The organism is Rhizobium sp. CFBP 8752 (assembly GCF_014842035.1).
GTDB lineage: Bacteria > Pseudomonadota > Alphaproteobacteria > Rhizobiales > Rhizobiaceae > Neorhizobium > Neorhizobium soli.
This window is the reverse complement of sequence record NZ_JACYUZ010000002.1, coordinates 24,757-39,316: the sequence shown is the minus strand read 5'-3', so window position 1 is coordinate 39,316 and position 14,560 is coordinate 24,757. Positions and strand designations below refer to the sequence as shown.

Below are 14,560 nucleotides of genomic sequence, written 5' to 3'. Positions count from 1 at the left end.
GCCATGGCCCACCACGAAATCTTCCCGACACCCAAGAGCGTGCACTGGGGCTCCCTCGATGCCAGCCTCGCGCCCGTACTCGAAATCGAGCCGGGTGACATCGTGACCCTTCACAGTGTCAGCGGGTCAGCCGGAGAGGCCTCCACTGATCCTGCGCATTTCGTCCGGCCAGAACTGCGAGACATTCACGAAACGCTTTCTCCGTCCCCTGGGCCGCACATCCTGACCGGCCCAGTCTTCGTGCGCGGCGCCACGCCCGGCGACACCCTGCGGATCGAGATCCTCGATGTGAAGCTTCGCGATGATTGGGGGTTCAATGTCATCAGGCCGGGAAAAGGCGCTCTTCCGGATGACTTTGTCGAGGATCAACTTATCCACCTCACCATTGATCGCGAGGCCGGAACAATCATGACACCTTGGGGTATTGAACTACGGGCAAAACCCTTCTTCGGCATCATGACGACGGCGCCGCGGCCAGATGACGGCTGCCTCAACTCGATCGTTCCGGGATATTTCGGCGGCAATTTGGACAACCGGGAACTGGTTGCCGGCTCCGTCCTGTATCTGCCTGTTTCTGTAGAAGGCGCACTGTTCTCGGCGGGCGACGGCCATGCTACGCAAGGTGACGGCGAAGTCTGCCTGACAGCCGTCGAGACGGGGTTGACCGGAACGCTCCGGATCGATGTCCTCAAGGGCAAAAGGGATCTGGGTCCATATGCCGAAACACCAGATCACCTGATCGCCATGGGTTTCGACGAAAACATGGAAGCGGCGATGCAGGCCGCCCTCCGCGCCGCCATACACATGATCACGGACAGAACCGAACTAACGCCTGTGCAGTCCTACAGCCTTTGCAGCATGGCAGCAGATGTCCGCATCACGCAGGTCGTCAACATCAGGAAGGGCATCCACGTCCTGATACCGAAAACTCTCCTGAGCCGGAAACCCTTTAAGGCCGACATACTGGGGGCAATCCCGCGGACAGTCTCAAGCGCTTCCTCGGCAATAGACGCCTAATGGAGCAACGCTCCTTCATTCTCGAGTCAAGAATCTCAAGACCGTTCTACGAAAGACGCCGCTGCTGGAGGGCTCGCGGGTCGAAAAACGATGCTGAGCAAACCTGGCAACTGGCGCTGATGAAGAGTGAACCGCACCGGGTTTGCGGGAGGCTCCAACTTCTGAGAAAGTAGAGCCATCATGATCAAGACAACGAACAATTTTTCACCTGAAGTCCGTAGCTGTGCCATACGTATGGTGCTGGACCACGAGGCCGAACAGCCATCACGCTGGGCTGCCGTTTCACCTATTGCTGCCAAGATTGGCTGCTCGCCAGCCAACCTGCACGAATGGGTCAAGAAGACCGAGGTCGATAGGGGTAAAAGAGCAGGAATGCCGAGCGACGTCGCTGAGAAGATAAGGCTCTGAGCGGGAGAACCGCGAGCTTCGTCAGGCCAACGAATTCTGCGCAAAGCTTCGGCCTATTTCGCCATGGCGTAGCTCAACCGCCCCTTCAAGCGATGATCTCGTTTATTGACGAACACCGTGGTGTGTTCGGGATCGAGCCGATCTGCAGACTGCTGCCGATCGCCCCTTCAACCTACTACAAGAATGTCGCCAAACGCCTGGACTTGGATCGCCTGTCGATCCGCGCCGCAGCGTATCGGCCTGAAGATCGAGATACGTCGTGTCTTCGAACAGAACTTCCGCGTCTATGGCGTTCGTAAGGTCTGGGGGCAATTGAAGCGTGAAGGCTTTGACGTCGCCCGCTGCAGTATCGCCATGCTTATGAGGTCGATGAGCCTGCAAGGCATCATTCGAGGAAAGCCGATCCGGACGACTTTCTCAGACAAGACGGCTCCAAGCCTGCTTGATCGGGTGAACCGCCAGTTCAAAGCCCCAGTACCAAACAGGCTGGGTTACAAACTTCACCTACGTCGCCACATGGCAGGGTTTTGTCTACGTGGACACGTGACAAATGCTGTGCATTTGCGCGGATGTCATCAACGCCTTTGCTCGTCGCATCGTTGGATGGCGTGCGAGCCGGACGGCATATGCTGGCTTTGTCCTCCATGCCCTGGAGCAGGCTCTTCATGATCGGCGTCCCGCTCATGGTGGCGGCCTCGTGCACCACTCGGATCGCGGCGTCCAATATGTATCCATCCGGTATTCCGAGCGGTTGGCAGAAGCTGGAATCGTGCCTTCCGTCGGAAGCGTCGGCGACAGTTACGACAACGCCCTCGCCGAAACGATCAACGGTCTCTACAAGGCTGAAATCAACCCATCGGCGTGGACCATGGAGGAGCTTCGAAGCGTTCGAGTTCGCTACACTGGAATGGGTAGACTGGTTCAACCACCGAAGCCTCTTGGAACCCATTGGAAACATACCGCCAGCCGAAGCTGAAGAGCTGTATTACGACAGGCTGGACGCAGCAGCCATGGCCGCATAACTTAAACGGAATGGCCTCCGGCAACCCGGTGCAGTTCAGTACTTCATCTTCATTTTTCTGATTTGGTGGGTAAAATTGTTGGCATCGATCCTCTCTTATATAGAGAGAGTCATGCCACTATCGGGCGAACTGACAATCCTTATGAAGGGCTTGCCGGAAAGATTGCGTTATAGTGAACTGTTTGCCCAGCCTGTTTGTTGCGGAGGTCAGCGGTCCTTAGTTCACCTGCCGCGGACATTACTAGCTCGCCGAAGATGGTGTTGTCGACAATTACCTTTGGCGGTGAGGTTTCCGTGCCGGCGGTGGCGGGCGATAGCGCCCTCCCCTCCAGGTGAGGACTATTAAACTGCCATCTCATCAGCCACATTGAGCGGGCTAGAGGCTATCTGGAAGCGGCCAGTTCCGCCAACACCCCGCAAAGCCTATTCGCCTTCGCTAATATCGTCCCGACACTTCACGCTCGGCAGAGGGGACGGACGACAGCGCCATTCATAACCCACGACTCTTTCTCCCCTTCAAATACGATCGAGTCACTACCGAGTTAGATGAGACAGGCCCGTCTTCCTGGCCGCGTCCACTGGGTGACCCGTCGTCGGTCCTGGCGTTGGCACCGCCGCGTTGTCAACAGTGTCGACCTAGCCTCTAATCTGCGCCATCAACGAGACCTTCAATGAACGACCGTGGAAGGCGAAGGGGGCGGCGTGTCGCGGACTGGGCTCATCGCTCGATATTGAAGTAGTGCTGATTGGTCTCCGCCCGAGTTTGCAGACTGGCAGGGAACGCCACCCCCTCCGACGTCAATGTAAAACCGAACTTTGTGAGGTACATATCGATATGTGCCACGATTTCAGCACGGGTGCGATAGACAGCGCTGTAGCTCTCCTTAAGTTCTTCGGAATAGAAGTCTCTCAAAGTTAGACGATCATCGCGGATGGAAATTGTCTCGCGAAGATACAATTTCGCATTTCTCGCTGAAATCGAATTGATCAGCTCGAACGTTTTTGCTACAGCTTCGTCGTTCAGGTAGATCAAAAGTCCAGTGACGATAACTAGATCGAATGGCGGCTGGATCGGCAATTTTTCCTGTATTATCCAGGGGATCTCGGCCACTTGGAATCGAACCTTCTCCTGTCCCGCGAAAGCGGCATTGGCAATGCCGATCAGGTTTTCAGAGAAGTCCAGTCCAAGGTAAACGTTGCCATCTTTGTTATAATGCGACGCAAGGCGACCCGCACCGCATCCCAGCTCGAGAACTTTCCCACCAGGGTCAACGGAAGGAACCAGATGTTCCCTTTCGTATCTATCCCGCTCAATCGCTATAGTGGAGCCTTCCTTTTGAAGCATGACTGCATTGATGGGATTGCTCTCCACACTGGCCCGCCGATTAAAGAAAGACTTCACCGAACTTGTGTCGATTGCGGCTATTTCGCTGTAAATTCTGGACATCTGCACCACCGCTTTAGTCTTGGACGCGCCAAAAGGCATCGTCACTGTGTAAGGGCGCCACAGTGCTGGCGGTTCCCAGGCGGAACAGATGACGATTTTGCTGAGCTTGAAGAAGATCGGTCTCGGTATCGATCTCGTAAGAGGTTAATATTCCAGCCTCGATAGGCATAAATTGCGCCAGATGCTCAAACACCGGCGTATTCTCTAGGTGCTGGAAGAAGCTGATCGGCAACCACGCAACATTTGCCCATTCGTACTCGGATGGCCGGCCCCGGCGCAGTCGCGTTACCATGTCACCATCAAGATCAAGGAACACCGCATCTTTCGTCTTGGTCTTCGTAATTGCAAGAAGCGGCCTGTTGGGCTCGCAGGTGGCGGCAAATCTCTTGAAGCTGTCGGGTTCAAAAAGAATGTCGCCGTCCATAAATAGGCAGTCGCCCTTCATGTACCGAGCACCGGCGGCATAGCTGTGTAGAGTCGTTGTTGATCTAAAATCCGGATTGCGAACTGCGATCACGTCCGGGCGAATGCGTTTGATCTCTGAGATGACCGCTCTCTCTTCAAACCCGATCACTACGCGGACATCCTCCACGTCGCTGAGCAGCGAGAGGAGGTGGGAGATTATGGTCACCCCGTCAATCTCGACCAAGCACTTGGGCTTGCCGTGCCCCAACCGGGAGCCGAGGCCAGCAGCAGCGATCACAGCGTTCTTAACAGTCGGCATAGTGATTTCCCGTCCAAAGCAACATAATTGGATACTGAGATCAACGCATCGGGAGCGGTATGCACGCCCTGATAGGCGACCCCGACGTCGGCAACATCGAACATCGGAATATCATTGAAACCGTCACCGACCACTACCAGGCGCTCAAATTGGTCTTTGAGCTTCAAAGCAGGCGCGCTTTTGCGCATGATTTGATGGATGCCAGCGATCTTTCCCGCTTGCATGACGGCTGTGGATGCAAAGAATTCGCATCCAAGCTTGTCAGCTAGGGGTGCGATCCATAAATCAAGGTTGCCTGTTACGACGAAAGATCTACTTCGATTCTCGCGAATAAAATCGACGATATAGGGATCCAACCGGACTTCTGATACGATCGATTGGACACGCTCCAGACCAGCTGCACGTAGGATTGCAAAGCGCAGGCGAAAAGAATCCTCGAACGGTATTACGCCGTCCATCGTCAATCGCGTCAGGAGTGACATCTCGGCCTCGAGATTCAGCTCTGAAGCGATCAGGGGCAGCAACTCTTCCGACGTAATCGTGCCATCAAGATCGAAAGCGAAGCATGTTCCCGACGGACTGCTCTCGGCCGCAACATCGCTGTGCTCGAGGTCCTGAAGCCTGTAATCGTCCAGGCAATGTGAATGAGAAGCCATTTCACGCACTATGCTTGCCACCCTCATTAACAATATCCATGGCTATAGTATTCAGGATGGTTGTTGCCGGGTCGTCAGAATTGGGCACGAGGATGTCCAGCAGTTTGCTCACCTCCTTCTCCTTGTCCCAAGATTTCCCGTTTTTGTAGGCGATAACGGTTTTCCTCAGCTCTGCGAATGTTCGGACCTTATGGGCACACGCCTCAGCGACCTTGCCAAGGGGATTGAAGCGTACGTGGTGGCCGGAGTCAAAGAAGATCAGTGGCTTGTTGAACAGATGATACTCCGTCAGGAAGGAGACTCCGTCCGTCACCATGATGTCTGATGCGTCAAACAATTCCCCGTATAGCTGCTCTTCGATAGCGCAGTTAGCCATTGCGTTCCAGATTTTTTTGATCGCTGCAGTCTGCTCGGCGCCGAGCGCGTCAGAGAAAAGAGCCGGATGCGGCTTCAGAACGAACTGAATGTCCTTTTGCTCCCTGGCCCAGTCGACCATGCTGTTGAAGATGAGGTTGAATACACCGAAGCCGACCCCCCCCTTTCCAAGCGAGTAATGCGGGGCCCAGACAACGCGATAGGCCTTCCCTTTCGGCTCGGGCAAGGGCCACTTCCCTTTCCCTTTGCACTTCAGCAGGCTGCTAAGCTTTGGGTATCCACTGAGACGGAACTTTGACGGATCGGAATGAGCAAACGAACGATAGTATGACTGCGTCATTTCGGTCTCGCAGAAGATTCTCCAGGCTGCGCGATGGTAGACCTGGTCGAAAGCAAGTGGCGAGACTTCCGGGCCCGAATCTTCGCCGTCGAAGCGTGATAGGATATTCATTCCGTAGGGAACGACGCAGATGCGGGTGAATGTCAGCTCCGACGTAGCGAACGCCGGCGGCAGGTTCCCATCCCATTGCTGCTGGCGGAAAACAGCGGCGGGCCGGAGAGCCTTTAATATGTCCAGGGCCGAATAAGATTCGCTCATGTTGAAGCGAAGGTGGGCTACGCCCATCGCATCAAAGGCGGCGCTCACCTTGTCCTCGCCTTCGAAGACGCCGCGTCCAAGTGGCCTCGAATTCACCGAGATTACGATCGGATCGAACCGTTCATCCTCCAGCATCCTTCCATAAATATCTGACAGTGCGTCCCACATAGGGATTGAATGCACAAGAAAGACGCAACGGATAGGCATCTCTACGGGCATCGAATTGCGAAGAGCGAGGTGCGCCGATTGCTTTAGTACGTGGTTTTCCACCGCACGCTTCTGCCCCTCAAGCTTTATTGCGGCTTCGAGCTCGTCTAGGTCCTTTTTTGACACAGGATTTTCGCCGTTGGGTGCCAATCCGGCGATCGAGCCGAGCCGATCCAAAGTAAGCTGCTGGTGCGTATGTATATTCTGTAACAGCTTGGCTACTTGTAGTTGAACTTCGCCATGCAAAGATTGAGTTTCGGTCACCGCGCTGAGCTTTTCCTCAATCGCGTCGAATCTGGCAGAAAGCTTTTCTACTCGTTCGGCAATCGTTGAAGAGACGCTGATGTCCATCGGAAACCTCTCAATATTGTGTCGGGTGAGCCCACGAAACGCTTGTCTCACTTATGTCTGGAGACAAAGCTATTTACATCAGCTTTAGCGAACCTTGCGCGTCAGCTGGACTTGCCCCATAAAAACCGGACAGGATCAGATTTCTGTTTGACGGTTTAGGAACTCGCGGTCACCGATATCCCAAAGCCTTTTTCGGGTGAAGAGTGTTGTAATGCTCGAACCACAATGGCAGCTGGGAGATGACGGTTTCGGCGTCCGGAGTGGAGTTGACCGAGACGTAGTCGAGCTGGAATGTTTTGACGAATGCTTCGGCCATTCCGTTGGACTGAGGGCTGCGGACCGGCGTCGTGCAAGGCTCCATCCCGATATCCCCGCAGGAGCGATCTAGTGTCTGCCACAATAAAGCAGGATCCATTTTCGGTCAGCCACACAATGGGCTCGGGAAGGGATTGGTGCGACCGAAGCGGTTCTCGACGGCGGTGATGACAAGGTCCTGAACATCTTCGCTCTTGATGCCTTCGGTGGTGGCAACATGGACAATGGCCTCGCGGTCGAGAACTGTCAGTACCGGAGCAATACTGCCCAATAGTGCCGTTTGAATCTTCCCCAGGTGCTGCGGCCGCCGGCCCGTCATCGCCGATACTCCTTTCGATGGTCGGAAGGGGGGTGTGATCAAGCTGAGGGAGACGATCATGATCCTCGATCTGCATCAGCAGGGGCTGACAGTGTCGGCCATTTCCAGAGAAACGGGCATCGACGACAAGACGGTGCGCAAATACATAGAGCGAGGCTTGGAAGCTCCGGCCTATGGTCCACGGAAGCCACGAACGACGGTGATCGATCCGTTCGCCTTCCACCTGCGGGAACGGGTGAAGACCTATCGGAGCCTTACCGGCAGTCGACTGCTGCGGGAGCGAGGCTCGACCTGGCGCGCCATTACGGCTTCCACCCAAGCGCATGCAAAACCTTAGCGCGCGAAAACGAAGGGCAAGGTGGAACGGCCGTTCCGGTACATCCGCGAGGACTTCTTCCTGGCCCGCTCGTTCCGCAATCTCGACGACTTGAACGCCCAGCTTCGGCATTGGCTGGACGCTGTCGCCAATCCGAGGAAGCATGCAACAACCCTTCGCTTCGTCAATGAAGCCTTCGCCGAGGAGCGGCCGCACCTGCGACCGTTACCGCTGGCGCCGTTCAGATCCGTTCTGAAGCTAGAGCGCCGCGTGTCGCGGGAGGGCATGGTCAGCGTTGGTGGCAAAGCCTACAGCGTTCCGGATGCCACGCGAAGCCGAATGGTTGAGGTCCACTCTCTCGCTGACGAGGCCCGCATCTTCGAGAACGGCATGCTGGTAGCAGCTCATCCCGTTCTGGAGGGCAGCAAACAACGCCGGGTTCATCCCCGATCACCGACGATCGATGACGCCGCAACACCGGCCTAGGACGCGGGTTGAATCTCATGTCGTCAAACCTGCCGTCGACACCGTGTTGCAGCGATCGCTTGCTTTCTATGATGCTGTCGGCAAGGTCCTGGCACAGGAGAACCGGCCATGAGCGCAACCCTCAATGCCATTCCGTCCATGATCGATCGTATCCGTCATGATCTCGTCGGCCTAAAGATGCGGCGCGCACTGGAAGCGCTCGATCATGTCGTGCGCCGCCTCGAGCACGGTGAGCTATCTGCACTCGAGGCCATCGATATCCTCCTGCCGGAGGAACTCACCCTGCGCGAGAACAGCCGCATCAAGACGGCGCTGCGCATGGGCAGGCTTGCAACGATCAAGACGCTCGCCGCTTTCGACTTTACCTTCCAGCCCTCGCTCGACCGGGATCGCATCGTCACCCTGGCGCAGCTCGGCTTCGTTGACCGTGACAAAGCGGTTCATTTCCTCGGCCCACCGGGAACAGGAAAGAGCCATCTCGCCACGGCGCTCGGCAACGCAGCCGTGAAGGCCGGAAAGAGCGTCTACTTCACGACCCTTGCCGATCTGATCGGTTCGCTTGCCCGTTCAGAACGGGAAGGCAAGCTGCAAGAACGCATTCGCTTCTTCTGCAGGCCGAGCCTGCTCATCGTCGATGAGATCGGGTATCTGCCGGTCGTCCATGGCAGTGGCAATTCGTTCTTCCAGCTCTTCAGTGCGCGATACGCGCGAGGAGCTATGATCCTGACGTCAAACGGCGGCTTTGCTGAATGGGGCGATGTCTTCGGCGATCCATTGTCGCAACGGCGCTACTCGACAGACTGCTTCACCACGCCGTCGTCGTGCAGATCGAAGGATCCAGCTATCGCCTCCGGCAGCACGCCGAACTGATGCCGGAGCATGTCCGTTCCAAAGCCCTCATCGCGCCTCCGGCATTCGCTCCTCCTCAAAAGCCACGCGGGCGGCCGCCGAAAGATCCTTAATTCTCTCTGCCGTCCACGTCGCCAGCGTCAGCCGGTCATGTTCTTTCATGCCGATCTCGGCGGCCGCTAAAAGCCCGTGAGTAATGGCGAGTAGCCGGGTCTGTCGATCGGGATGCCGGCGCCGATCAACGGGAACTGTTTTCAGTCCGAAGTTGATGGCGGCAAGATGGGCGCCGTTGGCAACGCCGGCCTGGCGCAGGATGGAGGCGGTAAATAGCTGGCCAAGCCAGGGCGCATGCTGAAGGACGGAAAGTTCGTTCCAGGCGTCGAGGGCGATGATTGCCTGCAGCGCCGCCCGAAGGTGTTCGGCCCGGCGTAGCACGCCGCGCCATTCCTCGAGCCGGGCATCCTCGTCCCAGTCGAGATCATAGACCATCTGCTGGTTTCCCCGCAGAACTGAGCCGGTTAGGCGCATAATTTCCATTGAGAATTGAGCCATGTGAACCTTCTCCCAACGCGGTGAGCGACGGGGGCAACGGCGTGATCCACATGGGACTTTTAAGCATCATCCGTCGGATGGCGCTTCGCGAGAAGCAGTCAATCCGGGAGTTCAGCCGGCGCACCGGGCTGTCACGCAACACGATCGCGAAGTATTCGAGCGCTGGTACGATCGAGCCGACGTTCACCGTACCGGAACGACTGAGCAAGCTTGATCCCTATGCCGACAAACTTGCTGGCTGGCTGAAGACCGAGGCCGGGAGGTCGCGCAAGCAGCGCCGAACGCTGAAGCAGCTTCATGCGGACCTGGTGGTTCTCGGCTTTGCCGGCTCCTATGGTCGGGTCGCCGCATTCGCCCGTGACTGGCGGGCTGAGCAGCAGAAAGCGGGCCGCGGCATATTCGTTCCGCTATCCTTTCGCCCGGGCGAAGCATTCCAATTCGATTGGAGTGAAGATTATGCCGTGGCAGGCGGCGAGCGCACGAAGCTTCAGGTAGCACATATCAAGCTATCACACAGTCGCGCGTTTCTGGTCAGGGCCTACCTGCTGCAAACGCACGAGATGCTGTTCGACGTCCACTGGCACGGCTTCCGTGTGTTCGGCGGCGTACCTGGCCGCGGCATCTACGATAACATGAAGACCGCGGTCGATCGCGTAGGCCGGGGCAAGGAGCAGCAGGTCAACATCCGCTTCCTGGCGATGACGAACCATTATGTCTTTGCGCCCGAGTTCTGCAATCCAGCGGCAGGTTGGGAGAAAGGTCAGGTCGAGAAGAACGTCCAGGATGCCCGACCACGCTTGTGGCAACAGATGCCGGACTTTCCCGATTTGGCGGCGTTGAATGACTGGCTGGAACAGCATTGCCAGGACCTATGGCGGGAGACGGCGCATGGAACCTTGTCCGGCACGATCGCGGATGTCTGGGCTGATGCGCGGGCAGCATTGATGTCGCTCCCCGCCATGTTTGACGGCTTCGTCGAGCAGAGCAAGCCGTCTCGCCGACATGCCTGATCACCTTTGAGCGTAATCGTTACAGCGTGCCAGCATCGTTTGCGAACCGGCCCGTCAGCCTGCGGATATATCCCGAGAGACTGGTGGATGCGGCCGAGGGCAATGTCCTATGCGAGCATGAGCGGATCATTGAGCGCAGCCACGACAAGCCGCCGCGAACGATTTACGACTGGCGACATTACCTTGCCGTCATCCAGCGCAAACCCGGTAACCTGCGCAATGGTGCACCATTCCTGGAATTGCCGCTGGCCTTCAGACAGTTGCAAGATCAGATGCTCCGCCGCCCCGGTGGTGATCGTGACCCTTTCGGTGATGCTTGCATCACCTGCCGGGCAAGGGATGGCCGATATCCTTGCCCTTGTCCTTCATCACGAAGAACAGGTCGTCTTCAGGGCTGTGGAACTGGCCTTGGATGCGGGGGTGGCGACCAAGACGCATGTGCTGAACCTGCTACATCGGCTGATCGACGGCAAGACAATCGATGGTCCCGACATCGATACGCCACAGGCTCTGATCTTGCTGCGTGAACCCAAAGCAAATGTCGAACGCTATGATGACCTACGCGCCCGGATCGCAGGAGGCCGCAATGCGTCATGACCCCGCAAGTGCTGCCGTCGTCATCATGCTGCGGAGCCTGAAGATGTATGGCATGGTCCAAGCCGTCACCGACCTTATCGAGCAGGGCGCTCCCGCTTTTGATGCGGCCGTGCCCATCCTGTCCCAGTTGCTGAAGGCCGAGATGGCCGAGCGCGAGGTCCGCTCCATCGCCTATCATATGAAGGCTGCCCGCTTTCCTGCGTACAAAGACATCTCAGGCTTCGACTTCGCCGCCAGCGAGATCAACGAGGTCACCGTGCGCCAACTGCACCGATGCGAGTTCATGGATGGGGCGCAGAATGTTGTACTTATCGGTGGCCCTGGCACTGGCAAAACGCATGTCGCGACCGCTCTTGGAATCCAGGCCATCGAGCATCATCGCCGAAAGGTCCGCTTCTTCTCGACCTTCGAACTGGTCAATGCTCTCGAACAGGCGAAGGCCAAAGGCAAAGCAGGCCAGATCGCCGAGACGCTGGTTCGCCTCGATCTGCTGATCCTGGACGAACTGGGATATCTTCCCTTCAGCGCGTCCGGCGGGGCGCTGCTCTCCCACCTGTTGAGCAAGCTCTATGAGCGGACCAGCGTGGTGATCACCACCAACCTCAGATTCAGCGAATGGGCAACCGTCTTCGGCGACGCCAAGATGACAACCGCCCTGCTCGATCGTTTGACCCATCGTTGCCATATCCTGGAAACCGGGAACGACAGCTTCCGCTTCAAAGCCAGCTCGGCTGCCGCAGCACACAAGAGGGGAGAAAAACCCAATCCCTTGACCAAACCTTGACCAGAAAACCATACTCAGAGGTGGCTCACTTCTCGGTGGAAAAACCGGCTCAGTTCCGCGTGAAAACCAACAAACAACCCAGTGAGCGAATCGATTTCGGAGTTGCGTTCGGCGGCGGAGACGCAGATGTTCCTGTGTGAAATAGATCACGACGCCCACGACGCGGCAAGGTGTACCGTCTTGATCCCTCAGAAGCCGCCGATCACAGCGCATCCACTTCTCCCCAGCCATCGTCTCCAGACAGTATTCAGCAGGTCTCTACACTCCCAGAGACTTGTCCGTATCCGCTCCCTTGAGGAAAACCTTGGTGTCCGACTGTTCAATAGAAGTCGTACAGACGTCGAGCTGACGCTTGCGGGGCAACAATTTCGACCGCAGGCAGAGCAAATTTTAACTCTGTGGAAGCAGGCAAGACGTAGTCTCTCGCTGCCAAATGGATATGAAGGAGTAATTCGGCTCGGAGGTGCTGTTGCTTTGAATGGCTGGCTAACCCTTTACTGGAGCCAGTGGATGAAGCAACATGCGAGTAGTATCGCGCTGCACGTCGAAGCCGGCACCCCTGAAAGCCTAAGTGAAGGATTGATTTCGCAGCGCCTCGATGCTGCCGTGGTCTATTTGCCATGAGGCGACCAGAGTTGGCTATGGAAGACGCCAATATCGACGTATCGGTTATTGTCGTTAACCTCAGGCAGTGAGGTGGATGATGCTTGACGGACAAATCAGCTGGCGAGCGCGAATTCCGCTCCCTGCTGCGCATCGGAAGCGGTGACGATGGCACGGCCAAGGCCGTCCACTTCGACCGCGATCTGGTCCGCGAAGAACCGTGCCAGCGCGATCCTGCCCTGATGTCTCGCGGGATCGGCGCCGCGCCGGATCTCGGCGTGTGCCGCAAGGGCGGAAGTACCAAGCGTCGACAAACCCAGCGTATGGCCGAACATCGTGAGATAGGCCGTGGCGCCGGACAACGCATCGTCGGTGGCTTTGCTCGCTGCGGCAAGGAGCAGAAAGTTCGTCGTCTCTTCGAAGGTCAGGCAGGCATCCTGCAGACCCAGACCGATTGTGACAAGATCTGTGCTATTGCTCGCCGCGAGGGCCGAGGCATTTAACCTAATCTCGGTGATGATGCCAGCCACCGCCTCTCCGCCTGACAGAGACAGCTTGCGCATCACCAAATCGATCGCCTGAATGCCATTCGTCCCTTCGTATATCGGCGCGATACGCGCATCGCGCATATGCTGCGCTGCGCCTGTCTCCTCGATGAAACCCATCCCGCCATGCACTTGCAGCCCGAGCGATGCCACCTCGCAGCCAATATCGCTGCCATAGGCCTTGGCAACAGGCGTCAGCAGCGACGCCTTCTCGCTCGCCCGTCGTTTCGCCTCGTCATCGCTCGCCAGATGACCGGCATCGATCGCAGCCGCTGTCAGATAGCAGATCCCGCGCGCGGCATGGATCTTGGATTTCATCACCAGCAGCATCCGCCTGATATCCGGATGCTCGATAATAGTCGCAGCCGTCATGCTTCCCGCCACACGTCCCTGCCGCCTCTCGCGCGCAAAACCCAAAGCCTTCTGAAAGGCGCGCTCCGCAATGCCAACGCCCTGCAGACCCATCGCCAGACGGGCATTGTTCATCATCGTGAACATGCAAGCGAGGCCACAATTCTCCTCGCCTATCAACCAACCGGTCGCCCCGCCCTTGTCGCCAAAATTCATCGTGCAGGTCGGAGACGCGTGGATACCGAGCTTGTGTTCGAGACCACCGCAATGCACATCATTTCGTGCTCCGTCCGGCAGGATTTTTGGCACCAGAAAAAGCGAGATGCCTCTCGTCCCTACCGGCGCCCCAGGCAATCGCGCCAGCACCAGATGGATGATGTTGTCCGTCAGGTCATGCTCACCGTAGGTAATGAAGATCTTCTGTCCGGTGACGCGGTAGGTTCCATCTCCTTGTGGCTCGGCGCGGGTCCTGATCGTCGAAAGGTCGGAGCCCGCATGTGCCTCGGTTAGGTTCATCGTCCCCATCCACGCACCGGACACGAGATTGACAAGATATTGCTGCTTCAACGTCGACGACCCGTGCGCTGCAATCGCTTCTACCGCTCCCGATGTCAGCAACGGACCCAAAGCAAAGGCCATCGAGGCCGAATTCCAGATCTCCGTGCATGCTGCCTGAACCAGATGCGGCAGGCCCTGGCCGCCGAAATCCGGATCGCAAGAGAGCCCGTTCCAGCCTGCCTCCGTCCAAGCCTGATAAATGGTCTTCCAACCGGGCGGCATGGCCACGTTATCGCTTTCCAGGCGAACGCCGACCTCATCACCCTGACGGTTTATCGGCGCGATTTTCTCGTTGGCGAATCGTCCAGCCTCTTCGAGCACCTGCGCCACGAGATCGGTGGAGATATCGACATACAAACCCTTGGTTATGGCTCTATCCAGCCCAGCGACCTCGTTGAGCGTGAACATGATGTCTTCGACGGGGGCGATATAGCTCATGGATGGGTCTTTCGAGTCGGGGATGTTCCTTGG

Annotated in this window: 7 protein-coding genes, 7 pseudogenes and 1 other annotated feature; of the genes and pseudogenes, 7 read left to right on the top strand and 7 right to left on the bottom strand. The window is 57.2% G+C overall.

From position 1 onward, the window contains the following. Nucleotides 1–3: 3 nt before the first annotated feature. On the top strand, nt 4–1,017 hold the full coding sequence (locus IFT59_RS13425) for an acetamidase/formamidase family protein (protein ID WP_192087194.1): 1,014 nt from the start codon (nt 4–6) through the stop codon (nt 1,015–1,017). Between the two features lie 180 nt (nt 1,018–1,197). After that, nucleotides 1,198–2,447: pseudogene (locus tag IFT59_RS13420) on the top strand (IS3 family transposase). Next, nucleotides 1,476–1,592, top strand: a sequence feature (AL1L pseudoknot). It overlaps the preceding pseudogene by 117 nt. Before the next feature lie 717 nt (nt 2,448–3,164). On the opposite strand, the gene IFT59_RS13415 reads toward IFT59_RS13420, so the two are convergent. The 5 genes and pseudogenes from IFT59_RS13415 to IFT59_RS13395 all read right to left on the bottom strand — a co-directional run. Continuing rightward, entirely contained in the window at nt 3,165–3,893 is a 729-nt protein-coding gene (locus tag IFT59_RS13415; protein WP_162734918.1) for a class I SAM-dependent methyltransferase, read from the bottom strand. Nucleotides 3,894–3,906: 13 nt separating this feature from the next. Beyond that, the gene (locus tag IFT59_RS13410) at nt 3,907–4,617 is read right to left on the bottom strand and encodes a phosphocholine cytidylyltransferase family protein (RefSeq protein WP_113167170.1); all 711 of its coding nucleotides are present in this window, start codon (nt 4,615–4,617) and stop codon (nt 3,907–3,909) included. Beyond that, nucleotides 4,593–5,273, bottom strand: a complete 681-nt coding sequence (locus tag IFT59_RS13405; RefSeq protein WP_113167169.1) for an HAD-IB family phosphatase — start codon at nt 5,271–5,273, stop codon at nt 4,593–4,595. The genes IFT59_RS13410 and IFT59_RS13405 overlap by 25 nt, the downstream gene beginning before the upstream one ends. A gap of 1 nt (nt 5,274) precedes the next feature. Further along, complete coding sequence (locus tag IFT59_RS13400; RefSeq protein ID WP_192087193.1) at nt 5,275–6,804, bottom strand: CDP-glycerol glycerophosphotransferase family protein; 1,530 nt, start codon at nt 6,802–6,804, stop codon at nt 5,275–5,277. Nucleotides 6,805–6,939: 135 nt separating this feature from the next. Next, nucleotides 6,940–7,363: pseudogene (locus IFT59_RS13395) on the bottom strand (integrase core domain-containing protein); the annotation flags it as partial. A 133-nt stretch (nt 7,364–7,496) separates the two neighbouring features. Between IFT59_RS13395 and IFT59_RS13390 the strand changes: the two are divergent. Both IFT59_RS13390 and istB (IFT59_RS13385) read left to right on the top strand, forming a co-directional pair. Beyond that, a pseudogene (locus tag IFT59_RS13390) lies at nt 7,497–8,352 on the top strand (Mu transposase domain-containing protein). Beyond that, nucleotides 8,349–9,202: pseudogene (gene istB, locus IFT59_RS13385) on the top strand (IS21-like element helper ATPase IstB). The pseudogenes IFT59_RS13390 and istB (IFT59_RS13385) overlap by 4 nt, the downstream one beginning before the upstream one ends. Here the strand turns inward: istB (IFT59_RS13385) and IFT59_RS13380 are convergent. Continuing rightward, nucleotides 9,138–9,578 (bottom strand): annotated as a pseudogene (locus IFT59_RS13380) (DUF1612 domain-containing protein); the annotation flags it as partial. The pseudogenes istB (IFT59_RS13385) and IFT59_RS13380 sit on opposite strands and share 65 nt — an antisense overlap. A gap of 113 nt (nt 9,579–9,691) precedes the next feature. On the opposite strand from IFT59_RS13380, the pseudogene istA reads away from it, so the two are divergent. From istA to IFT59_RS23435, 3 genes and pseudogenes are all read left to right on the top strand, one after another. Further along, nucleotides 9,692–11,248 (top strand): annotated as a pseudogene (gene istA / locus IFT59_RS13375) (IS21 family transposase). Next, a complete protein-coding gene (istB, locus tag IFT59_RS13370; protein WP_192087192.1) occupies nt 11,238–12,032 on the top strand; it encodes an IS21-like element helper ATPase IstB in 795 nt (264 codons plus the stop codon). Before istA ends, istB (IFT59_RS13370) begins: the two are co-directional and overlap by 11 nt. A gap of 126 nt (nt 12,033–12,158) precedes the next feature. Continuing rightward, nucleotides 12,159–12,383 (top strand): annotated as a pseudogene (locus tag IFT59_RS23435) (hypothetical protein); the annotation flags it as partial. A gap of 368 nt (nt 12,384–12,751) precedes the next feature. On the opposite strand, the gene IFT59_RS13365 reads toward IFT59_RS23435, so the two are convergent. Continuing rightward, nucleotides 12,752–14,527, bottom strand: coding sequence for an acyl-CoA dehydrogenase (locus tag IFT59_RS13365; protein WP_192087191.1), 1,776 nt, complete (start codon nt 14,525–14,527; stop codon nt 12,752–12,754). Nucleotides 14,528–14,560: the final 33 nt, after the last annotated feature.